Origin of the sequence: Streptomyces botrytidirepellens, assembly GCF_003721215.1 — a bacterium.
Taxonomy (GTDB): Bacteria; Actinomycetota; Actinomycetes; order Streptomycetales; family Streptomycetaceae; genus Streptomyces; species Streptomyces himastatinicus.
Window position 1 is genome coordinate 13,867 of record NZ_RIBZ01000084.1, and the last position, 21,750, is coordinate 35,616.

A 21,750-nucleotide genomic window follows, 5' to 3' on the forward strand; every position below is an offset into this window, starting at 1 on the left:
GGCATTCGTGACGGCATCGGCTCGGTCGGCACAGTCGGCGCCCACCGGCCCTGCCGCGGGGGTGGCGGGATCGGTGCGGACGGTGTGCTCCTACTGCGGGGTCGGGTGCGGGATCGTGCTCGACGTCGGGCGGGACGCCGAGGGGCGCCGGACGGTGCTGAAGGCGTCCGGGGACAAGGCGCATCCGGCGAACGCGGGGCGGCTGTGCACCAAGGGGGCGACCAGCGCGGAGATGCTGGGGGCGCCCGGGCGGCTGGAGACGGCGCTGTCGCGGGACGACCGGGGGGCTGAGCCCGCGGTGGCCGGGGTGGACGAGGCGATCACGGCGACCGCGCGGCGGCTGCGGGCGATCCTGGACGAGCACGGGCCGGACGCGCTCGCCTTCTATGTGTCGGGGCAGATGACGCTGGAGGCGCAGTACCTGGCCAACAAGCTGGCCAAGGGGTTCATCGGCACCAACCAGATCGAGTCCAACTCACGGCTGTGCATGGCGAGCGCGGGCAGCGGCTACAAGCTGTCGCTGGGGGCCGATGGGCCGCCCGGTTCGTACGAGGACTTCGAGCACGCCGAGGTGTTCCTCGTCATCGGCTCCAACATGGCCGACTGCCATCCGATCCTGTACCTGCGGCTCATGGACCGGGTGAAGGCGGGCGCCAAGCTGATCGTGGTCGATCCGCGGCGCACCGCGACCGCCGCCAAGGCGGATCTCTTTCTTCAGATACGGCCGGGCACGGACCTGGCGCTGCTCAACGGGCTGCTGCGGCTGCTGGTCGAGGGTGGGTACACCGATCAGGAGTTCATCGACGAGCACACCGAGGGCTGGGACGCCATGCCCGCCTTCCTCGACGACTATCCGGCGGACCGGGTCGCGGAGATCACCGGCATCCCGGAGGCCGACATCCGCGAGGCGGCGCGGTGGATCGGGGAGTCCGGGGAGTGGATGAGCTGCTGGACGATGGGGCTCAACCAGTCCACGCACGGCACCTGGAACACCAACGCCCTGGTCAATCTGCATCTGGCCACCGGTGCGATATGCCGCCCCGGCAGCGGGCCGTTCTCGCTCACCGGCCAGCCCAACGCCATGGGCGGCCGGGAGATGGGGTACATGGGGCCGGGGCTGCCCGGGCAGCGGTCGGTGCTGGACGCGGAGGACCGGGCGTTCACCGAGGAGCTGTGGGGGATCGAGCCCGGCACGCTGCGGGCGGACGGGGCCGGGCAGGGCACCGTCGAGATGTTCCGGCGCATGGCGGACGGCGAGATCAAGGCGTGCTGGATCATCTGCACCAACCCCGTCGCCTCGGTCGCCAACCGCCGGACGGTGATCGAGGGCCTGGAGGAGGCCGAGTTCGTCGTCACCCAGGACGCCTTCGCCGAGACCGAGACCAACGCGTACGCGGACGTGGTGCTGCCCGCCGCCATGTGGGCCGAGGCCGACGGCGTGATGATCAACTCCGAGCGCAATCTCACCCTCGCCCGGCAGGCGGTCGACCCGCCCGGCGAGGCGCTGCCGGACTGGCGGATCATCGCCCGGATCGCCTGCGAGATGGGGTATGCGGACGCCTTCGGCTACGAGAGCGCGGAGGAGGTCTTCGAGGAGATCAAGCGCACCTCGAACCCGAAGACCGGCTACGACCTGCGCGGCGTGACGTACGGGCGGCTGCGTGAGACCCCGGTGCAGTGGCCCGCGGCGCCCGACGGTGGCGACGACCGCAACCCGGTCCGCTACCTCAACGACGGCGTCAGCCAGACCCTCGCCGTACGCGAGGACGGCACCCGGCCCCGGCTGGTGTTCCCCACGCCGAGCGGCCGCGCCGTCTTCCACGCCCGCCCGCACATGGACGCCGCCGAGCTGCCGGACGACGACTTCCCGTATCTCCTCAACACGGGTCGGGTCCAGCACCAGTGGCACACGCTCACCAAGACCGGCAAGGTCGCCAAGCTGAACAAGCTCAACCCGGGGCCGTTCGTCGAGCTGCATCCGCGGGACGCGGAGCGGCTGGGCGTCGGCGAGGGCGACGCGGTGGAGGTGGCCTCGCGGCGCGGGCGGGCGGTGCTGCCCGCGGTGGTGACGGACCGGGTGCGGCCGGGGAACTGCTTCGCGCCGTTCCACTGGAACGACCTGTTCGGCGAATACCTCAGCGTCAATGCGGTCACGAATGACGCGGTCGACCCGGTGTCCTTCCAGCCGGAGTTCAAGGTGTGCGCGGTGTCGCTGGCGAAGGTCGCGTCGGCGCCGTCGGCGAGCCCGGCCCCGGCCGGCGAGGCTTCGGTGGCCGAGGGGCTCGCCGGGACGTTCGGCGTCGGCGATCTGACCCCGCCGGTCCTCACCGAGCCCGAGCGCCAGTACCTGCGCGGCTTCCTCGCCGGGCTCCCCGGCCCGTCCGTGAACGGCCCGTCCGTGAACGGCCCGTCCGGGAACCAGGGCGCCCAGGCCGCCACCGCCGTCCCCGTCCTGCCCCAGGACGCGCCCTTCTCGCCCGACCACGCCCTGTGGGTCAACGGCGTCCTCGCCGGGGCCTTCTCGCGCGCCACCGTCCCCGGCAGCGCCGCCGCCGTCCCCGTTGCAGCCCCGGACACCGCCGGGCCCGGGACGGCCGCCCGCGAGGTGGTCATCCTGTGGGCATCCCAGACCGGCAACGCCGAGGACGTCGCCGGTGCCACCGCCCGCCGCCTCGCCGAGAGCGGACGGCAGGCCCGGCTGCTGGAGATGGACGGCATCGCCGCCGCCACCCTCCCCCGCCCCGCCGACCTCCTCGTCATCACCAGCACCTTCGGCGACGGCGACGCCCCCGACAACGGCCACGGCTTCTGGGAGTCCCTGGCCGCCGCCGACGCGCCCCGCCTGGACGGCACCCGCTACGCCGTCCTCGCCCTCGGCGACTCCACGTACGACGACTTCTGCGGCCACGGCCGCCGCCTGGACGAACGCCTCGACGAGCTGGGCGCCGTACGCCTCGCCCCCCGCACCGACTGCGAACCGGACTACGACGAGCCCGCGCAGGCCTGGCTGGACACCGTCCTCGACGCCCTGGGGACCGAGGGGCCCGAGGCACCCGCACCGGCGCCCCAAGCCCCCGCGCCGAAGGCACCCGCGCCGAAAGCCCCGGCCGTCCCCGGCCGCCCCACCAAGGCCGCGCCCTTCACCACCCGCCTCACCGGCAACCGGCTGCTGAGCCTGCCCGGAGCGGCCAAGGAGGTGCGGCAGTTCGCGTTCGACACCGGCGACGGCGCGCTCGCCTACGAGGCCGGGGACGCGCTCGGCGTCTGGCCCGAGAACTGCCCCGACCTGGTCGCCGAATGGCTCGCCGTCACCGGCCTCGACCCGGCCGCCGAGGTGGCCGTCGCCGCCGCCCCCGGCGCGGACGTGACCGCGATGCCGCTCGCCGACGCCCTCGGGCGCCATCTGGAGATCGCGAAGGTCACCCCGGACCTGCTGCGCTTCATCCTGGAGCGCACCCATGACCACGACCTCAAGCGGCTGCTGCGCCCGGACAACAAGGACGGTCTGGCGCAGTGGACCTGGGGCCGCCAGGTCGTGGACGTCCTCGCCGAACACCCGGTGCGCGCCTCCGCCCAGGAGTGGGCCGACGTCCTCAAACGGCTCCAGCCCCGGCTGTACTCCATCTCCTCCAGCCCCCTCGCCCACCCCCACGAGGTGCGGCTCACCGTCTCCGTGGTGCGCTACGAGAGCCGCGGCGGGACGCTGCGCAAGGGCGTCGCGTCCACTCATCTCGCGGACGCAGCCGCCGACCGCACCGTGCCCGTCTTCGTACAGCGCGCGCCCGCCTTCCGGCCTCCGGCCGACCCCACGACACCGATGGTGATGGTCGGCCCCGGCACCGGCGTCGCCCCGTTCGTCGGCTTCCTGGAGGAGCGCAGGGCGCGCGGCGCGACCGCCCCCAACTGGCTGATCTTCGGCGAACAGCGCCGCGCCACCGACTTCTACTACGAGGACGAGCTGGAGCAGCTGCGCCGCCACGGCACGCTCACCCGGCTCGACACCGCCTTCTCCCGCGACCAGCGGGCCAAGGTGTACGTCCAGGACCGGATGCGCGAACACGGCGCCCGGCTGTGGTCCTGGCTCCAGGACGGCGCCCACTTCTACGTGTGCGGGGACGCCACCCGGATGGCCAAGGACGTCGACCGGGCGCTGCGCGACATCGCCGTCGCCCACGGCGGGCTCGACGAGGACGCGGCCGAGCTGTACGTCAAGCAGCTCGCCGCCGACAAGCGCTACGCCCGCGACGTGTACTGAGCACCAAGCATCTGCGAAGCCAATGCCCTCCACGGGTGTGCTGATGCAACCTGATGGGCAGGTGTCACCTCGCAAACGCGCATCTATCATGGACGGATGCACACGTACCGGATCGGAGAGGCGGCGGCCCTGATGGGCGTCAGCGCCGATACCCTGCGCCGCTGGGTCGACAGCGGACGGCTCACCGCCGAGCGGGACGAACAGGGCCGACGGATCATCCCGGGCCCGGCGCTGGCCGCGTTCGCCCGGGAGCTGAGCCGCGGCACGGACCGGGAGGGCAGCGGCGTCTCCTCGGCCCGCAACCGCTTCACGGGCATCGTCACCGAGGTGATCCTCGGCGATGTGTCCGCCCAGGTGGAGATCCAGGCGGGGCCGTTCCGCGTGGTGTCCATGATCAGCCGGGAATCCGCGGAGGAGCTGGGTCTGGAGCCGGGCGTTCCCGCGGTGGCGGTGATCAAGTCGACCAACGTGGTCGTGGAGAAGCCATGAGCACCGACGAGGGAGAAGCCCTGTGACGACCCCTTCCGCAACCCGCCGAAGCCGCACCCTGCGCATGGCGGGTGGGCTCACCGTGGCCGTGCTGGCGCTCGGTGCCTGTTCCTCCGGCGGCTCCGACGACACCAAGCAGGACTCCGGTTCCTCCTCGGACGGCGCGAAGAAGGTGTCCGGCACGGTCACGGTGTTCGCCGCCGCCTCGCTCAAGGAGAGCTTCACCGAGCTGAAGAAGACCTTCGAGAAGCAACACCCCGGCGCCAAGGTGACGTTCAACTTCGGCGGCAGCGACGCCCTCGCCGCCAGCATCACCAGCGGCGCCCCCGCCGACGTCTTCGCCGCCGCCAGCCCCAAGACCATGAAGACGGTCACGGACGCGGGCGACGCCAAGGGCACCCCGTCGACGTTCGTCCGCAACCAGCTGGAGATCGCCACCCTCCCCGGCAACCCGAAGAAGATCACCACCTTCGAGGACCTCACCAAGGGCGGGCTGAAGGTCGCGCTGTGCGCCAAGGAGGTGCCGTGCGGCGCCGCCGCGCAGCAGGTGCTGGACGCGGAGCACCTGAAGCTCACCCCGGCCAGCTACGAGCAGGACGTCAAGGGCGCGCTGACCAAGGTGGAGCTGAAGGAGGTCGACGCCTCCGTGGTCTACACGACGGATGTGAAGGCCGCGGGCGGCAAGGTCGAGGGCGTGGAGTTCCCGGAGTCGAAGAAGGCCATCAACGATTACCCGATCGCCCCGCTGAAGAGCGGGCCCAACGCCGGCGCCGCGTCCGCCTTCATCGACCTCGTGAAGTCCCCGCAGGGCCAGAAGGTGCTGACCAAGGCGGGCTTCCTCAAGCCGTGACCACTTCCGCCCCGCAGGACACGCAGATCCTGGAAGACGAGCGGCAGCGGCGCGGCCGACCGCGGCGGACCCGGTCCGGTGTCCCGCTGCCGCTGCTGTTGCCCGCCCTCGCCGGGTTCGCCTTCCTCGTCCTGCCGCTGGCCGCGCTGCTGGTCCGGGCGCCCTGGCGGACGCTGCCGGAGCAGCTGACCAGCGTCGAGGTGTGGCAGGCGCTGCGGCTGTCGCTGATCACCGCGACCGCCGCCACCGCCGTCGCGCTGGTGCTGGGCGTACCGCTGGCCTGGCTGCTGGCCCGGGCCCGCTTCCCCGGCCGCCGGGTGGTGCGCGCCCTGGTGACCCTGCCGCTGGTGCTGCCGCCGGTGGTGGGCGGCGTGGCGCTACTGCTGGCGCTGGGCCGCAACGGGATCGTGGGCCGCTGGCTGGACTCCGCCTTCGGCGTCACCCTGCCGTTCACCACGGCGGGGGTGGTGGTGGCGGAGGCGTTCGTGGCGATGCCGTTCCTCGTGATCAGCGTCGAGGGCACGCTGCGGGCCGCCGATCCGCGGTACGAGGAGGCCGCCACCACCCTCGGCGCCTCCCGCTTCACCGCCTTCCGGCGCGTCACCCTGCCGATGATCGCACCCGGCGTGGCGGCCGGTGCGGTGCTCGCGTGGGCGCGGGCGCTGGGGGAGTTCGGCGCCACCATCACCTTCGCGGGCAACTTCCCGGGCCGCACCCAGACCATGCCGCTGTCCGTGTACCTCGCGCTCCAGAGCGACCCGGACGCCGCCATCGCGCTGAGCCTGGTGCTGCTCGCCGTATCCGTCGCGGTGCTCGCCGGGCTGCGCGACCGCTGGATGGGGACCTCCGCATGACCACCCGCACCCCCGCGACCGCGCGGGACACCGACGGCCTCGACGCCCATCTCGTCGTGGACCGCGGCGACTTCCGGCTGGATCTGCGGCTGACCGCCGCCCCCGGCGAGGTGGTCGCCCTGCTCGGCCCCAACGGCGCGGGCAAGACCACCGCGCTGCGCGCCCTGGCCGGGCTCACCCCGCTCACCTCGGGAGAACTGCGCCTGGACGGGCGGGAGTTGGAGGATCCGGCGCGGCGGCTGCGGATCCCGTCCGAGGCCCGCCCGGTCGGCGTCGTCTTCCAGGACTATCTGCTCTTCCCGCACCTCACCGCCCTCGACAACGTGGCCTTCGGGCCCCGCTGCCACGGCGTCCCCAAGGCCGAGGCCCGCGCCCAGGCCGCCGACATCCTGGCCCGGATGGGGCTGGAGGCCCACGCGGGCGCCAAGCCGCGCCGGCTCTCCGGCGGCCAGGCCCAGCGCGTCGCCCTCGCCCGCGCCCTTGCCGTACGCCCCCGGCTGCTGCTGCTGGACGAGCCGCTGGCCGCGCTGGACGCCCGTACCCGGCTCGACGTCCGCGCCGGACTCCGCCGCCACCTCGCCGAGTTCGAGGCCGTGGCCGTCCTGGTCACCCATGACCCGCTGGACGCGATGGTGCTCGCCGACCGGCTCGTCGTGGTCGAGGACGGGCGCGTCGTCCAGGACGGCACCCCGTCCGAGGTGTCCCGCCGCCCCCGTACGGACTACATCGCGAGCCTCGTCGGCCTCAACCTGTACCAGGGGCGCGCCGAGGGCCACACGGTACGGCTCGACAGCGGTACGGCCATCACCACCGCCGACGACCTCAACGGCCCGGCCTTCGTCGCCTTCCCGCCCGCCGCCGTCACCCTCCACCGCGACCGCCCCGACTCCAGCGCCCGCAACGCCTGGCGCGCCGAGGTCACCGGCCTGGAGTCGCACGGCGACCAGATCCGCGTCGCCCTCACCGGCGAACTGCCCCTGCTCGCCGACCTCACCACCGCCGCCGTCGCCGACCTCGGCCTCCACCCGGGCCGCACCGTCTGGGCCACCCTCAAGGCCGCCCAGACACACGCCTATCCGGCCTGACAAGATGACCCGATGAGTGAACGGGGCGGACGGGGCGGGCGGAACGCGTCATGGCGGCGGCACCTCATCGCAACGGCGGTGAGCCTCCTGGCGCTCGGGGTGGCCGTCGCCCATCTCGTCGCGCCGGACCTGAAGATCGACAACGTCACCGTCGCGCTGCTGGTCATCGCCGTCGTTCCCTGGCTGCGCGAACTCTTCACCAGCATCGAACTGCCCGGCGGGCTCAGGGTCGAGTTCCGGGACGTCGAGCAGCGCATCGAGGCGGCCGAGGCCATGGCCGACGCCGCGCTCGTCGGCGGCGGCGAGGGCGTGGGCGCGGGTGACACCGACGATCCGGCCGCCCTGGCGGACGTCCGCAGGCTCGCCGCCGAATACCTGGCGGTTCGCGCGGACATGCGCGCCGGGTCGGCCCGTACGCAGCGGATGAACGGCATCTTCGCCCGCCTCGTCCGCGCCACCCAGCGCCTCGCCGCCCCCGACCTGGCCGCCTGGCTCGCCTCCCCCGACGGCGGCCTGCGCCTCGCGGCCTACGCCCGCCTCTACGCCGTCCCGGACGCGGCCGCCCTGCGCCCCCTGGCGGACGCCGTCACCGACGAACCGCTCGCCTTCGGCCAGTACTGGGGCATCCGCGCCCTCGACAAGGCCGTGGACCTCGTCGGCCCCGACGAGGTACCACCCCAGGTCGTCCGCCGCCTGGAGGACTGCCGCCCCAACGGCGCCGACCGGGCCCATCTGCTGGACCGCCTGATAGCGAAGATCCACGCCCTCACATAGCCCCGCCGGGCGTTGTCCGAACCCCCTTGTAGCGTCCGGCCCATGACGACATCCGGATCACTTCTCGCCCGTCTCAAGGGCGACCGCGAGGCGGCCATCCTGGCCTGCCACCCCTTCGAGTTCGACACCGACTTCGACACCATCACCCACATCGAACCGGTGTGGCTCGCCTCCGGAGCCCCGCTGGAGCCGATCGCGAAGGACCACGGCGGCGGTACGTACTTCCTCTGCGGGGAGGGCGACGGCGAGGACCGCCCGGTGGTCCACGCCGACTCCGAGGGCCACTCCGGGGTGATGGGCGCGACCCTCCGCGATGCGCTGCTCCTGATGATCGCGCTGCCGTGTGCCGGGGAGGCCCTGTACCGGGAGCGGCAGGGCCGGACGATGGACGAGCAGGCGCTCGAGGCCCTGCGCGCCGACGAGGAGGCGGAGCTGAGCGAGGACTACGAACTCGACGTCCCCGCGATGCGCGTCGAACTGCTCGAACGCCTCGGCCTGGCCCCGCTCCCGCCCCTGACCGAGCTGCTGGAGCGGGAGCGCGCGGCCCAGGCCCTCGAACCCCAGCACGCGCTCGTCAACGAGGACGGCAACATCTACCGGCGGGGCCACGAGGACGACTGAGGTCACGTATCGGTGATGACCACCTTCCCGAAGTGGCCGCGGCTTGCGAAGTGGCGGTACGCGGCGGGGGTTTCCGCGAAGGGGAAGGCACGGTCGATCACCGGGCGCAGGCGGTGGCGCTCGAGCGCGCGGTTCATGTCCTCGAACATCTCCCGGCTGCCCACGAACATCCCCTGCAAGGTGACGCCCTTGCGTACGACCGTCATGGGGTCGACCCCGCTGCCGTCGGCCAGGACTCCGATGATGCTGATCCGGCCGCCGGTGCGGACGGCGGTGAGGGACTGGGGCAGGGTGCCCGCGCCGCCGACCTCGACGACGTGGTCCACGCCGCCGCAGGTCGCGTCGTACACCGTCTGCCCCCACTCGGGCGTGCGGACGTAGTCGATGCCGTCGGCCGCGCCGAGGGCGCGCAGGCGGGTCAGCTTGGCGTCGCTGCTGGAGGTGGCGATGACGTGGGCGCCGCTCAGCGCCGCGAATTGCAGCGCGAAGAGCGAGACGCCGCCGCTGCCGAGCGTCAGGACGCTCTGGCCGGGAGCGGCCCCGCCCCCTGCCACCACCGCGTTCCAGGCGGTCACGGCGGCGCAGGGGAGGGTGGCGGCCTCGGCGAAGTCCAGGTGGGCGGGGGCGGGTACGAGGGTGTCCTGGTCGAAGACGAGGTATTGGGCGAGGACGCCGTCGGACGGGCCGCCGAGCGCGCCCGCGGTCTTGTCCGCGGTGGCCGGGCCGGAGATCCAGTGCGGCATGAAGATGCCCACCACCCGGTCCCCGGCGGACCACCGGGTGACCTCGGCGCCCGCGTCGATCACCTCGCCCGCGCCGTCCGACAGCGGCACCAGACCGGGGGTGAGCGCGCGTCCGTAGGTGTCCGAAGCGATCATCAGGTCGCGGTAGTTGAGCGACCAGGCGCGCATCCGGACCAACACCTGGCGCGGCCCGGGGGCGGGCACCTCGCGTGTCGCGGGGCGGAGGGCGTCCACGCCGGTGAAGCGGGGCAACTGGTAGTAACGCGTCGTCGTCATGCCGGGATCCTCACCGCGTGGCCGGTGACGCGGACACGCGTGTCGTCGGGGGTGACGTCCACGAGCAGCTCGCTGGGCCGCCCCATGTCCTCGCCCTGCCGGATCCGGATCCTGGACGCCTCCGTGATCCGCCCGGTCGCGCGCAGATACCCGCCGAAGGCGGCGGCCGCGGCGCCGGTGGCCGCGTCCTCCACGACCCCGCCGACCGGGAACGGATCACGGGCGTCGAAGTCGAGCCGGTCCGGGTCCGGGCGGTGCACCAGGTGCACGGTGGTCCAGCCGTGCCGCCGCATCAGCTCCTCCAGCGCGTCGAAGTCGTACGCGAGGTCGGCGAGCCGGGCACGGGTGGCGGCGGCGAGGACGAGGTGGTCGTTGCCCGCGAACGCGACGTGCGGGGGGAGGGCCGGGTCGAGGTCGTCCGGGGACCAGCGCAGCGCCGCCAGCGCGGGGGCGAGTTCCGTGTCCTCGTCGGCGGGGCGCGTCCGGCTGGGCACGGAGGTGAGGGTGGCGCTCGGGACCCCGCCGTCCGTGCTCGTCGTCACCCGGACCTCGCCCGCCGCCGTGTCGAAGACCAGCTCGCCGGGGCCGTCGCGTTCGGCGAGGGCGACGGCGGTGGCGACGGTGGCGTGCCCGCAGAAGGCGACCTCGGCGCGCGGGCTGAAGAATCGCATCCGGTAGCGGCGCCGGGTCTCGTCGTGCGCGGTGAGGAACGCGGTCTCGGAGTACCCGACCCGGGCGGCGATGGCCGTCATGGCGGCGTCGTCGAGGGTCCCGGCGTCGAGCACCACACCGGCGGGGTTGCCGCCTTCAGGGTCGGTGGTGAAGGCGGAGTAGCGCAGTACTTCGGTCATGGCGTCCACGCTTCCACCGGACGGTCATCGCGTCCAACGATTCCTTTCGCTGGGTGCCATCGAAAAACTCGATAGGCTGCGCAGTGATGGACACCAGACTCCTGCGGACGTTCGCGGCCCTGGCGAGGACCGGGAGCTTCACCGCCACCGCCGCCGAGCTGCACCTCGCCCAGTCCACGGTCACCGTCCAGGTCCGCACCCTGGAACGGGAGCTGGGCACCCGCCTGTTCGACCGGATGCCCACCGGCGCCGTCCCCACCAGCGCCGGGCGGCGGCTGCTCACCGAGGCCGAGGACGTCCTCGACGCCGAGGCGCGGCTGCGCGCGGCGGCCGCGGGCGTCGCCGGGGCCCACGGGACCCCGGAGGGTCAGGTCGCCCTCGGCGCGGGCGAATCCCTGTGCGCCTCCCGGCTGCCCCGCGTGATCGCCTCCCTGGCCCGCAGCCACCCCGGCATCGAACTCAACCTCCACCCGGCGGGCAGCGCCGCCGCCATCGAGGGGCTGCGCGCGGGCCGCCTCGACCTCGCGCTCCTCCTGGAGCAGCGGGTCGACCACGCCGACCTCAGCGCCGCCTGCCTCGGCCGCGAGCCCCTCGTCTACCTCTCCGCCCCGGACCATCCGCTCGCGGGCCGCACCGTGGGCTGGGCCGAGCTGGCACGGCAGAACTTCTTCGTCCACGAGGAGGGCTGCACGTACAGCGACCACCTGGTGCGCACCCTCCGCACCGTCCCCGGCCCGCCGCCCCGGCTCACCCGCTTCGGCAGCATCGAGGCCGCCCGCTCCTGCGTCGCCGCCGGGCTCGGCCTCACCCTGCTGCCGCGGGCCACGGTCGAACGCCAGCTGGCCGAGGGCACCCTGGCCGAGGTCCACGGCCCCGACATCCCCCCGGTCCCGGTCCAGCTGACCCGGGCCCGCCGCCGCTGGACCAGCCCCGCCGCCCAGGCGGTCGCCACCGAACTGGCCGGCCTCATCCCGCCGGGCGACTGACGCCGCTCAGAGCAGCCGTACGCCGTCGTGGGCGCGGACGGCGGGCGGGGCGGCGGTGTCGAGCGCGTCCAGGATGCGCGCCGCGTACGCCTCGGACGCCAGGTCGGGCACCTCCGCGCGGGTCGCCCAGCGCCAGGCCCGGGTGCGGGGGCCGGTGGCGGGCGTACCGTCGAGGGCCCGGCAGCGGAAGACGAGGGAGACGGTCAGGCCGTTCATGTCCTTGTAGACGCCGGTGAGGGCCGCCGGAAGGGCGATCTTGACGCCGGTCTCCTCCAGGAGTTCGCTCCGCAGGGCGTCGGGGATCGTCTCGTCCGGGTCCAGCGGCCCGCCCGGCGGTTCCCACGTGCTGCTGTCCCGGCGCTTGATCAGCAGCGCCCGGTCCCGCTCGTCGACGATGACACCGGCGACGTTCACTGTGTGCGGGCGGTCCACGGTCACGTTCCTCGGCCCTCTCGACTGGCTGCGGCGGCCCTCACGGTAGCCCAAGTCCCTTGGGAACAGCCCGGGTCCCCGAAGGACGGCCGGTGGCGTCTTCTACTCTGTCGGCAGCCCGCCACGGACGGTACGGCGGGCCATCACGACACATTGCGAACAACGGGGGACACATGCGGACACGCATGAGAATGGCCGGTGCCATCGCCGGAGCGCTGCTCGTCACCGGGTGCGGCGGCGGCAGCGACACCGGGGGCGGCGGGACGGCGGACGCGGCGAAGAAGTCGGACCAGAAGCCGAACGCGTCCGCGCCGTCGGTGCCGATGGAGACGGGCGCGAAGAAGGCCGCCTGGACGGACCGGGATCGGACGCGGCAGCTGAAGGTGGCGCCCAAGCGGCTGGTCCAGGGCAAGCAGACGGACCTCAAGCGGGTCCGGCTCGACAGCGACGTCGACGGGATGGTGCCCTTCTACCTCACCGTTTCCTACACCAACACCGGCAAGGAGACGCTGACCCGGCCCGACCCGGAGAACAACTTCACGATCACCCTCGCCGACGGAACCCCCGGCCGCCCGATCACCCTCATGAACATGAACCCGCTGGCCACCGAGTCGGGCGTGCCCAAGGAGTGCGACAAGGCGGGCCCCGCGAGCCTGCCCCCGGGGAGTACGGGCGAGGCGTGCCAGATCGTCATGCTGCCCAAGGACCGGACGCCCGCGATCGTCTCGTACACCGACGAGGCGAGCGGCGCCCTGATGTGGAAGATCGGCGACGGCGAGGGCTACGCGGGCACCAACGGCCTGATGACGGTCGGCCAGTCCGCCGACGCCATGTGGCAGGACGACAACCGCGACGTCCCCATGACCGTCACCCTGACCGGCATGCGCAAGGGCGACATCGGGGACCTCGGTCGCTTCCAACTCAGCGCCGCCCAGAAGAAGATGACCCCGTACTACGTCACCCTCCGCTACCGGAACACCGGCACTCACGTACTGCTGCCCACCATGCAGGACGGCGTCGGGGTCAGCACCGCGGGCGGACAGCAGATCCAGCCGATGACGTTCATGGACTTCTCCACCCCGGGCAACGGCGTCGGGAGCTGCCGCAGTGCCGTGGCCCACACCCGCCTGAAGCCGAAGTCCTCGCTCACCATGTGCTCCGTCCACATGATGCCCGAGGGCGACCAGCCGGTCGCGGTCACCTTCAAGGGCGAGGGCAGGGGCGCCCACCAGTTCGGCTGGCGCGTGCCGTAAGCGCGCTGCGAGGGTGCGTCGTGAGGCGACGTGCCCCGCTACTTTCCCGCGGTGTCCTCGAAGTAGGCGTCCAGGACCTCGTCCAGCTGTGCCGTCCACTCCTTGAGGGCGCCGCGGGCCGGGGCGTCCACGTCGGCGGCGTACCAGCGGTGGGCGGTGGTGTAGACGGTGACGCTGAAGCGGCGGCCGAAGCGGGGGGTGTCGATCTCCACCGCGCCGATCTCGTCCCAGGAGAACTCGGCGTTCTCGCCGTCCAGCTGGAAGGCGACACCGGAGTGCCCGGCGGTGATCGAGCCGCGGCGGTCGGAGACCTCGAAGACCGGCCCGTCCTCGGGCTCGGCGTCGGCCTTGGCGTCGGCCTCGGCCGCGTCTTCGGCCTTGTCCTCGGCCGCGTCTTCGGCCTGCTCCTCCGGCTCCTCGGCCTCGGCGTCCGCCTCCTCCGCGTCCGCGTCCGCTTCCGCGGCCTCGTCCACGGGCTGGTCGGCGGCCTTCTCCGGGGCCTCTTCCGGGGCTTCCGTGGCCGTCTTCGCCTCCGCGGTCACCTCCTCGGTCTCGTCCGGGCGCGGGGGCGTCAGGCCGGGGATGTGCCCCGGATCGGTCCCGGCGGCGGGTACGGGCGGGATGATCGGACCTATGCGCTGCTCCACGCCCGGCAGTATGTCGGATGAAGCTGTGCCCGCGACACCCACTCCCCGAGTGTTCCGCCGCGCGTCACGATCAGGCGACGTCGATGCCGTACTCCCGCACCAGCGCCTCCAGCCCGCCGGGGTAGCCCTTGCCGCCGATCACGAAGTCCCAGTCGCCGCCTGCGCGGCGCCGGAAGGAGCCGAGGACCAGGGCGGTTTCGCCGCGGCGGCCGTCGGAGACCTCCAGCCGGCCGAGTTCGGTGCCCGTGGCGTCCAGGAGCCGTATCCGGGCGTCGGTGAAACCGGACAGGTCAGCGCCGGGGTCGACCTCGGGATCGACGGCCGCGGCGAGGACGAGGCGGTCGGCCTCGGGCGGCAGGGCGTCGAAGGCGACGCGGACCGCCGCCCGGTCGGGCGCGGTGGCGGGCAGGGCGCGGACGGTGCCGTCGGGGGTGCGGGGGTTGTTGAAGAAGACGAAGTGGTCGTCGCTCAGCACCCGGTCGCCGTCGCAGACGAGGGCGCAGACGTCGAGGGCGACCTCGCCCGTCCAGGACATGCCCAGCACGTTGTGCCCGTCCGGTGGCTCATCGGCAGAGGCCGACCCGGCACCGGCGGCGCCGCCGTCGCCCAGCCGCCCCCGCAGACCGTGCCGGTGCAGCAGGTCGACCAGCTCCGCCCCGGACACCAGCTCCAGCGGCTTCCCGTGGGCGAACGTGTGCGAGCCGGGCCCGAACCGCGAGGTGGTGACCAGGACGCCCTTGTTCGCGCCGCTGTCCTGGACCGTGCCGTACAGATCGCGCACCGCCGTCGGCGGCACCGTGCCGCGGTAGCGCTTCACCTGCACCACGATCCGGCCGCCCCGGATCGGGGCGGGGTCCACCGCCTCCACGTCCACCCCGCCGTCGTTCGAGCGCCGGGTCGTCACCGCCCGCATCCCCATGGCCCGGAAGAGGTCCGCGACCAGCGACTCGAAGGCGATCGGGTCCATCGCGTGCAGATCCGGCTCGTCGCCCCCGCCCTGGGTGAGGAGGCCGGACCCCACGTCGTCCGGCGTCCGCCCGGGCGTCACGGCGGCGCGCTGGTCGGGGCGCGCGGACAGCCGGCCGCGGACGCCGTCGACCAGGCAGTCGACCGCGCTCACCTGCTCCAGCCGCAGTTCGGCGAAGGCGGTACGCGTCACCGTGACGGTCGCCAGGACGATCCGGGCCCGGTGGCCGGTCGCCGGATCGAGGTCGTCCACGAACCCGTTCAGCGCGACCGACTCCAGTACCCCAAACCCGTCCGCCGCGAACAGGTCGCGCAGCGCCAGCAGCACGCACTGCGCGAGCACGTCCCGGTACAGCGCCCGGCGCTGCGTGGCGGGGCGCGCCGTCTCCCGGTCCTCGTCGGCACCGGCCACGTACCGCACCGACTTGACCTCCGGGACGATGTCGTAGCGCGGCAGCTCCCAGTCCAGGACGAGCTGGCGCGCGGCCGGATCGTACGCGGCGGACACCTCGCGGGGCAGGCCGTCCGGCCACACCGGGGAGGAGTACGTGGAGTGGTAGAGCGCCGCCGTGAAGTACTCCACGACCGCGTCGGGTTCACCGGCCCGGACCTCGGCGACAAGGTCCGCCACGCCCTCGTTGTGCCGCCGTATCTCCGCGAGCTGTTGCGCGGCCCACCGCTCGTACTGCCGGTGGTACGCGTCCAGGCGCCGCACCCGCTCGGCCTCGGCGGCCTGCGCGGCCCGCCAGTCCCGCTCGTACCGCTCCCGCGCCGCCTCCCGCTCCCGCCGCCCGGACCCGAAGCCCCGGCCGCCCTGCGGCTGGTAGTGCCGCTGGTCCGGCATCGGTACGGGGTGGGCGAGCGCGCCCGGGTCGAACGGCTCGACCTGCTCGGGCCGGGCGAGCCCGGCCGGGCCGAACGCCGCCGCCCGGCACCCGTCCACCAGCAGCGAGCCCAGCGCCTCGACCCGCGCCTCCAGCTCCTCCGTACGTCGCCGCGCGTCCGCCTCGCGCTGTCGCCGGTACGCCGCCTGCCGCTCCCGCTGATCGCGCGCCCGCGCCCGCTCGGCGGCCCGCGCCCGCCGCTCCTCGTCCCGCTCCCGCTGCGCCCGCGCCCGCTCCTGCGCCTCGCGCTGCCGCTGCGCCTCGGCCCACAGGTTGATCAGGCCGCTGGAACGACCGGAGCGACGGCTCATGTACGACTCCCCCCTGCCCCACCGGGCCCACCCTCACGCACCGGCCCCCAACCAGCGGCAACGCCCCGATTCTAGTGGCCGCTCTTGCAGCCGTCGCCCGGTCGGCACAGCGCGCGGAGCCGCTTTCCACAGCGGCCCGGGGCGGCGGTCAAGAAGCCGTACACGGCACCTATTCCTGACCTCGCCAGCCTGGTGCGACAGAGGCATGAGACAAGGAATGCCGAGGGGACATAGTGGAACTAGCCGCGCATATCGCGGCGGTGCGCGCCGGTGACGGCGATCCGATGGCGATGATCGGGGAGTTCAGGCGTACGGCGGTACTGGTGCCGGTGTCCGAGGGGCAATTCATGTCGGCCGAGTACGGCGGAATCCGGTGGCTGTACGCCTTTACGGATCAGGACGCGCTCGCGCGTTTCGCGCTCGTGCGCGGCGCGGCGCCCGATGAGGCGTGGGAGTACCTGGCGGTGCTGGGGGCCCGACTCCTGGATGTGGTGGTCCCGCAGATGGACGGCCCGGCGGGGGTGGCGATGGATGTGGCCGACGAGAACGTCTCGATGATGTTTCCGCCCATGAAGGGCATCGTGCCGGATGAGGTCGCTCCGGACGGCGGTCGGAACGGGGGACATGGAATGGACGGGTTTCACTGATGGGCGACCCCTTCTCGGAGGCCACCGGTATGGCGGACCTCAAATTCGACAAGGACTCCCTGGACAAGATCACCAAGGGGCTGCGTGCCGCTATCGGTGAGTTGAAGGACGTCGGGGACGAGACCGGTGCGCTCCAGGGCAGTGGTTTCGAGGACATGGCCCTGTCGAAGGCCGATGCCGGCGGCAGCAGCGTCGCCGACGCCTTCGAGGGCTTCTGCGACCGCTGGGAGTGGGGCGTGCGCGCGCTGGTGCAGGACGCCAACGCACTGGCGGAGCGGCTGGGTCTGGCGGCCGGAATGATGTACGAGGAGGACAAGTACTGGGAGGGGACCTTCAAGATCGGCCTCAACTCCCTGGTCGGCAACCCCCATGCGACGGAGGACGAGGTCGTCAAGCAGGGGTACGGTGACATCGCCATGCCGGACGCCCCCGACTACAGCGCCGCGTCTTTCCAGCAGGCCGGTGGCGAGGCGGCACAGACCTGGAAGGACACCGGGCGGTCGCTGGTGACCGAGGGCCGGGGCGGTATGCAGGCCGATCTGTTCAGGACCGTCGCCGGGGTGGACGACGAGGAGTTCGACCGGGGGGTCGACCGGGCCTTCGGCCCCTCGCCGGAGGAGCGGGCGCGGCAGTCCTCGGCCGGGCAGGGTGAGGGCTGATGGGTCTCGGGGATTTCGTTCCCGACTCGGTCGAGGACTGGGCCGGGGACCGGGTCGAGGACGTCGGCGGGGCCATCGACGCGACGACGGACTGGGGCGCCGACCGGCTCGATGACGCGGCCTGAACACGGCCGCCGACTACGTCCGGGACAAGGGTGACCAGGCGGCGAACGCGCTCGGTGCCGATGTCGACGAACTACAGCTGGACCAGACCGAGGACGAGAAGAAGCTGATCCGCGGCAATCCGGACAAGCTGCGCGGCGCGGCGAACCATCTGACCGACTTCATGAAGGCGTTCGAGAAGGTCGCGGGGGGGGGGCTGAAGGGCCTGGACTCGCATCATCTGAAGGGCAGGACGGCCGACGCCTTCCGGGAGGGGCAAGAAGGCGTCCGACGCCCATCGGAAGAAGGTCGACGCCTACAACACCGCCGTCTCGTTCTACAACGCCCAGTCCGAGGATGAACGCGACCCGGAGAGCCTGCCGGACAAACCCGGCGCCACCGACCCCGGCGCGGCCTCGATCAAGGAGGCCGAGGAGATACTGGCGGAGGCGCGTCGTCAGCGCAATGAGTCGCAGACGACGGTGAAGAAGGTGATCGAGGGCGCCCGTGACCTGGCCCCGGCGAAGCCTTCCTCGGTGAACAGGTCGACGACGGGCTGATGGGGCTCCAGTTGGACGCTTCCCATTTCGCGGGCGGCGTCATCAAGGGCAGCGCCGGAGTGCTCAACTTCGGTCGCAGTCTGAACCCGACCGACCCGTACAACCTCACCCACCCGGCCGAGTACCGCACCGGTCTGAACAATACGGCGGCCGGTGTGGTCCGCATGGCCAACGACCCGGTGGGCACGGTCAAGAACGCGTGGAACGGCTTCAAACAGGATCCGGCGGAGGGCTTCGGCCGCCTGGCTCCCGAATTGCTGGGCACGCGCGGCCTCGGCGCCGCGAAGTCGGCGTTGACCGCCGGAAAAGCGGCGAGGGCCGTGCCGAAACCGCCGATGCCGAAACCACCGCCGCCCAAGGACTGGAGTCACCTCGCGAGGGCCACGCCGGAGTCCCCGGAAAGGGAGATTCACGCCGGTTCGGTGCAGCCACACGAGGCAAAGGCATTCATCGACGACCAGTACCCTTGGCTGAAGGATGTCAACAACACCGGTCATCCCGGATACACAAACAATTGCTCGCACAATGTGGTGGCGGTCGACCGCAGGCTCGACGGGCACGAAGTGTCGGCGGCACCGAAGCAGGCAGGAGACCACATCCCACCGCACGAGCTGGGGCTGCACGACCGGCCGAAAGGCGACGCGGCGCTCGTGGTCCCCAAGTCCGCTGCCGAGCCCTTCGGGCTGCCCAACTCCTCACCGTGGGAGTGGTTCGATGCCTGGAACCGGGCCGAGGGGGACAGCGAGGGCGCCCTCCAGCCGCCCCCACCGCCCCGCCCCGGACCGGCGGCCTGGCTTCCCGCCACGCTGAGGGAGCTGGGCCGACCGATCTCCGCGTCCGAACACCTCGGGTGGGACTCGCTGCTCACCGAGCTGTCCGCCATGCCCGTCGGGGCACGCGCGCTCATCTGGGTACGCCGTATCGACGCCAAGGGGCGGGAGACCGTGGGACTGGTCCTCACCGCGCTGCGCACGGGGTCCGGAAGCGCGATCATCGATGGTTCGGAGCACCCGGTGACCGACCTGAACGCCCTCGCGGCCTGGAGCCTGCACCTCATCCGCTACCGCTGACATCCCTGTCACCGCTGACGAAAGGCCCCGGACCGATGGGTCCGGGGCCTTGTCGCGCGTCGTGCGAACTCCCGATCTGATGGAACGGTCCCCGCTCTACCGGGAGTTGGTCACCAGCCAGGCCCTGACGGCGGGCGCACCCCAGGGGTGACGCCTCGCCGGGGTGCGGGACGACGACGTGCCGTTCAGGACGGCGGGGTCCGACGAACGGGTCCCGCCTCCTGGGCGGCCGTGTCCTGCGCGGCTGCGTGCGACGGTGCGGCGGATCTGCGCGGGTGTCCAGCCGAGTTCGAGCATCGCGCCCACGATCCGGCCCTGCGCCACCAGCGCCCTTCCCTCCAGCTGTTATTCCGGCCCGCATTCCCGCGCGATGTCGTTCAGCACGGCCACGCCCCGGTCGGCCACCGCCGTCCGCTCCGGATCCGGCGTCGCGTCCTGTGCGGTGTCCCGCGGCGCGTCGGGGGCGTCCCAGCCGGGGTCCAGGTACAGCACCAGGCCGTCCGGCCCGTCGCGGTGGGTCGACAGGAGCCCGAGACGCCCTTGGCCTTGAACGACAGCCGCGGGTCGCGGAACAGCCCGCTGTAGATCCGGGTGAACTGGGCCTGGAAGGAGTCCTCGGCCATCGGGCCCCGCTGGATGCGCCCGCCGAACGTCATCGCGCGGCAGCCGGAGCGATGGGGTGACGCATGAGGGAATGACTGCCTTTCACTTGGGCGGGGCTACGAGTCGAACTGAAGGTAAATATCACACACTTGGGCGATGTAAAACGTCCAACATGCCCATGACCTGTGCGTATGCGCCGTGCCCGAACTCCCACCGCCCACACGCCGGAAGCTCGGGCATCCCCCGGGCTTCCGGCACACGCTCACCCGGCGGCGGCAAGCAGGTCGGCGGCCTTCTCACCGATCATGATCGACGGGGCGTTGGTGTTGCCCGACGAGATCGACGGCATGATCGAGGCGTCCGCGACCCGCAGCCCCGCCACGCCGTACACCCGCAGCTCCGGGTCGACGACGGCGAGGGAGTCCTGCCCCATCTTGCAGGTGCCCACTTGGTGGTGGTACGTGCCGACCGCGCGCCGCACGAACTCCCGCAGGTCCTCCCGGGTACGGGCCTCCGGGCCCGGGGCGGCCTCGGCCTTGCGCCAGTCGTCGAACGCGGCGTGGGCGCCGATCTCGCGGCAGATCTCGACCGCGTCGACCATGGCCTCCATGTCGTACCGCTCGGCCAGGATGTTCGGGTCCAGCAGCGGCGCCGCCTCGGGGTCGGCCGAGGCCAGCCGCAGGGTGCCGCGCGACAGCGGGCGGACGATCCCGGCGGCGAGGGTGTAGCCGTGCTCCGGCATCTCGTACGACTCGGCCGGATAGACCAGGTGAAGGAAGAGCGGCTGGAGGTCGGGGCCCGGGCGGCGCGGGTCGGTGCTCGCGAACAGCTGGCTCTCCAGCAGGTTCGCCGTACCGGGCGGCAGCGGGCGCGTCGCCTCGTACACGTTGCTGACCAGCGGGTGGTCGTGCAGGTTCTCGCCGACCCCGGGCAGGTCCACGGCCACCTCGACGCCGACCTCGCGCAGATGCGCGGCCGGGCCGATCCCGGAGAGCAGCAGCAGCGCGGCCGACCCGATCACCCCGCCGCTCAGCACCACCTCGGAGGCGGCGCGGGCCCGGTGGAGGGCACCGTCCGCCGCGTACTCCACCCCGGTCGCGCGGCCGTCCTCCAGCAACACCCGGTGCACCCGGGCCCCGGTGGTGACGGTCAGCTTCGGATGGTCCAGGACGGGCGCCATGAAGCTCTGCCAGGCGCTCATGCGCCGCCCGTCGCGGGTGGTGGTGTGGTTGAAGCCGACCCCGGTCATCCGCTCACCGTTGAAGTCGTCGGTCAGCGGATGCCCCAGCGCCACCGCGGCGTCGACGAACGCGGCGGCCGTGGGGTGCGGTTCGGCGATCCGGCTGACCGGCAGCGGCCCGTCGCCGCCGTGCCACTCGCTCGCCCCGTCCATGTGGCCCTCGGACCGCTTGAACAGCGGGAACACACTGTCCCAGTCCCATCCGGTACAGCCCTGGTAGGCCCACGCGTCGTAGTCGCTGCGGTGCCCCCGTACGTAGATCATCCCGTTCAGCGAACTGCTGCCGCCCAGCACCTTGCCCCGCGGCCAGTACAGCCGCCGGTCGTTGGCGTGCCGCTGCGGCTCCGTCATGGCCGCCCAGTCCAGCTCGGACTGGAGCAGGTCCGGCCACCCCTGCGGGCTGTGCACCCGCTCGTCCTCATCGGCCGGCCCCGCCTCGATGACATGGACCGAATGCCCCCGATCCAGCAACCGCCGCGCGACCACGCTCCCGGAAGAACCCGCCCCGACGATCACGTAGTCGTGCTCGGCACCTGGCGTCAACGCCATGGTGGCATGCCCCCTCAGTTTGCTGTCGATTCATCAAAACCCT

Annotated in this window: 22 protein-coding genes and 1 pseudogene; 15 read left to right on the top strand and 8 right to left on the bottom strand. The window is 72.7% G+C overall.

Annotation, left to right across the window (positions count from 1 at the left end; all coding sequences use genetic code 11):
* Positions 1–73 precede the first annotated feature (73 nt).
* The 7 genes from EEJ42_RS06065 (at position 74) to EEJ42_RS06095 (ending at position 8,928) form a co-directional block, all read left to right on the top strand.
* A complete protein-coding gene (locus tag EEJ42_RS06065; protein WP_123098942.1) occupies positions 74–4,255 on the top strand; it encodes a bifunctional nitrate reductase/sulfite reductase flavoprotein subunit alpha in 4,182 nt (1,393 codons plus the stop codon).
* 96 nt (positions 4,256–4,351) lie between these two features.
* On the top strand, positions 4,352–4,744 hold the full coding sequence (locus EEJ42_RS06070; protein ID WP_184502960.1) for a TOBE domain-containing protein: 393 nt from the start codon (positions 4,352–4,354) through the stop codon (positions 4,742–4,744).
* 22 nt (positions 4,745–4,766) lie between these two features.
* Positions 4,767–5,594, top strand: a complete 828-nt coding sequence (gene modA, locus EEJ42_RS06075) for a molybdate ABC transporter substrate-binding protein (protein WP_425472852.1) — start codon at positions 4,767–4,769, stop codon at positions 5,592–5,594.
* Positions 5,591–6,448 (top strand): ABC transporter permease, encoded by an 858-nt coding sequence (locus EEJ42_RS06080; RefSeq protein WP_123098944.1) that lies wholly within the window; start codon positions 5,591–5,593, stop codon positions 6,446–6,448. Before modA ends, EEJ42_RS06080 begins: the two co-directional genes overlap by 4 nt.
* Positions 6,445–7,533 carry an ABC transporter ATP-binding protein gene (locus EEJ42_RS06085; RefSeq protein ID WP_123098945.1) on the top strand — a complete coding sequence of 363 codons (1,089 nt, stop codon included), beginning with the start codon at positions 6,445–6,447 and terminating at the stop codon, positions 7,531–7,533. Before EEJ42_RS06080 ends, EEJ42_RS06085 begins: the two co-directional genes overlap by 4 nt.
* Before the next feature lie 12 nt (positions 7,534–7,545).
* Positions 7,546–8,307, top strand: a complete 762-nt coding sequence (locus EEJ42_RS06090) for a hypothetical protein (RefSeq protein WP_148081867.1) — start codon at positions 7,546–7,548, stop codon at positions 8,305–8,307.
* Positions 8,308–8,349: 42 nt separating this feature from the next.
* Complete coding sequence (locus EEJ42_RS06095) at positions 8,350–8,928, top strand: hypothetical protein (RefSeq protein WP_123098947.1); 579 nt, start codon at positions 8,350–8,352, stop codon at positions 8,926–8,928.
* Positions 8,929–8,930: 2 nt separating this feature from the next.
* Here the strand turns inward: EEJ42_RS06095 and EEJ42_RS06100 are convergent, their stop codons facing one another.
* Positions 8,931–9,947 (bottom strand): zinc-dependent alcohol dehydrogenase family protein, encoded by a 1,017-nt coding sequence (locus tag EEJ42_RS06100; protein ID WP_123098948.1) that lies wholly within the window; start codon positions 9,945–9,947, stop codon positions 8,931–8,933.
* Positions 9,944–10,798 (bottom strand): PhzF family phenazine biosynthesis isomerase, encoded by an 855-nt coding sequence (locus EEJ42_RS06105; protein ID WP_184502961.1) that lies wholly within the window; start codon positions 10,796–10,798, stop codon positions 9,944–9,946. Before EEJ42_RS06105 ends, EEJ42_RS06100 begins: the two co-directional genes overlap by 4 nt.
* Before the next feature lie 86 nt (positions 10,799–10,884).
* Here EEJ42_RS06105 and EEJ42_RS06110 point away from each other — a divergent pair, with 86 nt between their 5' ends.
* Positions 10,885–11,784 carry a LysR family transcriptional regulator gene (locus EEJ42_RS06110; protein WP_123098950.1) on the top strand — a complete coding sequence of 300 codons (900 nt, stop codon included), beginning with the start codon at positions 10,885–10,887 and terminating at the stop codon, positions 11,782–11,784.
* 6 nt (positions 11,785–11,790) lie between these two features.
* On the opposite strand, the gene EEJ42_RS06115 is transcribed toward EEJ42_RS06110, so the two are convergent.
* Positions 11,791–12,222, bottom strand: coding sequence for an NUDIX hydrolase (locus tag EEJ42_RS06115; RefSeq protein ID WP_123098951.1), 432 nt, complete (start codon positions 12,220–12,222; stop codon positions 11,791–11,793).
* A gap of 179 nt (positions 12,223–12,401) precedes the next feature.
* On the opposite strand from EEJ42_RS06115, the gene EEJ42_RS06120 reads away from it, so the two are divergent.
* Positions 12,402–13,469, top strand: coding sequence for a hypothetical protein (locus EEJ42_RS06120; RefSeq protein ID WP_148081868.1), 1,068 nt, complete (start codon positions 12,402–12,404; stop codon positions 13,467–13,469).
* 38 nt (positions 13,470–13,507) lie between these two features.
* Here EEJ42_RS06120 and EEJ42_RS06125 read toward each other — a convergent pair whose 3' ends face one another.
* Both EEJ42_RS06125 and EEJ42_RS06130 read right to left on the bottom strand, forming a co-directional pair.
* Positions 13,508–14,116 carry a hypothetical protein gene (locus EEJ42_RS06125; RefSeq protein ID WP_123098979.1) on the bottom strand — a complete coding sequence of 203 codons (609 nt, stop codon included), beginning with the start codon at positions 14,114–14,116 and terminating at the stop codon, positions 13,508–13,510.
* A 70-nt stretch (positions 14,117–14,186) separates the two neighbouring features.
* Positions 14,187–16,277: a restriction endonuclease gene (locus EEJ42_RS06130; RefSeq protein ID WP_184502962.1), complete on the bottom strand. Its 2,091-nt coding sequence runs from the start codon at positions 16,275–16,277 to the stop codon at positions 14,187–14,189.
* 233 nt (positions 16,278–16,510) lie between these two features.
* Here EEJ42_RS06130 and EEJ42_RS06135 point away from each other — a divergent pair, with 233 nt between their 5' ends.
* The 6 genes and pseudogenes from EEJ42_RS06135 to EEJ42_RS06145 all read left to right on the top strand — a co-directional run bounded on the left by EEJ42_RS06135 (position 16,511) and on the right by EEJ42_RS06145 (position 19,315).
* Positions 16,511–16,924 carry an SseB family protein gene (locus tag EEJ42_RS06135; protein WP_123098953.1) on the top strand — a complete coding sequence of 138 codons (414 nt, stop codon included), beginning with the start codon at positions 16,511–16,513 and terminating at the stop codon, positions 16,922–16,924.
* Positions 16,924–17,583, top strand: coding sequence for a hypothetical protein (locus EEJ42_RS06140; protein WP_246096138.1), 660 nt, complete (start codon positions 16,924–16,926; stop codon positions 17,581–17,583). Before EEJ42_RS06135 ends, EEJ42_RS06140 begins: the two co-directional genes overlap by 1 nt.
* Positions 17,583–17,708, top strand: a complete 126-nt coding sequence (locus EEJ42_RS53755) for a hypothetical protein (RefSeq protein ID WP_281291405.1) — start codon at positions 17,583–17,585, stop codon at positions 17,706–17,708. The genes EEJ42_RS06140 and EEJ42_RS53755 overlap by 1 nt, the downstream gene beginning before the upstream one ends.
* A complete protein-coding gene (locus EEJ42_RS54170) occupies positions 17,705–18,046 on the top strand; it encodes a putative T7SS-secreted protein (RefSeq protein WP_342778251.1) in 342 nt (113 codons plus the stop codon). The genes EEJ42_RS53755 and EEJ42_RS54170 overlap by 4 nt, the downstream gene beginning before the upstream one ends.
* Positions 18,024–18,245, top strand: a pseudogene (locus tag EEJ42_RS54175) (putative T7SS-secreted protein); the annotation flags it as partial. The gene EEJ42_RS54170 and the pseudogene EEJ42_RS54175, both read left to right, overlap by 23 nt.
* An 11-nt stretch (positions 18,246–18,256) precedes the next feature.
* Positions 18,257–19,315: a toxin glutamine deamidase domain-containing protein gene (locus EEJ42_RS06145; protein ID WP_123098954.1), complete on the top strand. Its 1,059-nt coding sequence runs from the start codon at positions 18,257–18,259 to the stop codon at positions 19,313–19,315.
* Between the two features lie 96 nt (positions 19,316–19,411).
* On the opposite strand, the gene EEJ42_RS06150 is transcribed toward EEJ42_RS06145, so the two are convergent.
* The 3 genes from EEJ42_RS06150 to EEJ42_RS06155 all read right to left on the bottom strand — a co-directional run bounded on the left by EEJ42_RS06150 (position 19,412) and on the right by EEJ42_RS06155 (position 21,707).
* Entirely contained in the window at positions 19,412–19,639 is a 228-nt protein-coding gene (locus EEJ42_RS06150) for a hypothetical protein (RefSeq protein WP_123098955.1), read from the bottom strand.
* Between the two features lie 21 nt (positions 19,640–19,660).
* On the bottom strand, positions 19,661–19,807 hold the full coding sequence (locus tag EEJ42_RS50670) for a hypothetical protein (protein WP_184502963.1): 147 nt from the start codon (positions 19,805–19,807) through the stop codon (positions 19,661–19,663).
* Positions 19,808–20,180: 373 nt separating this feature from the next.
* Positions 20,181–21,707 (bottom strand): GMC family oxidoreductase, encoded by a 1,527-nt coding sequence (locus EEJ42_RS06155; RefSeq protein WP_123098956.1) that lies wholly within the window; start codon positions 21,705–21,707, stop codon positions 20,181–20,183.
* Between the last annotated feature and the right edge of the window lie 43 nt (positions 21,708–21,750).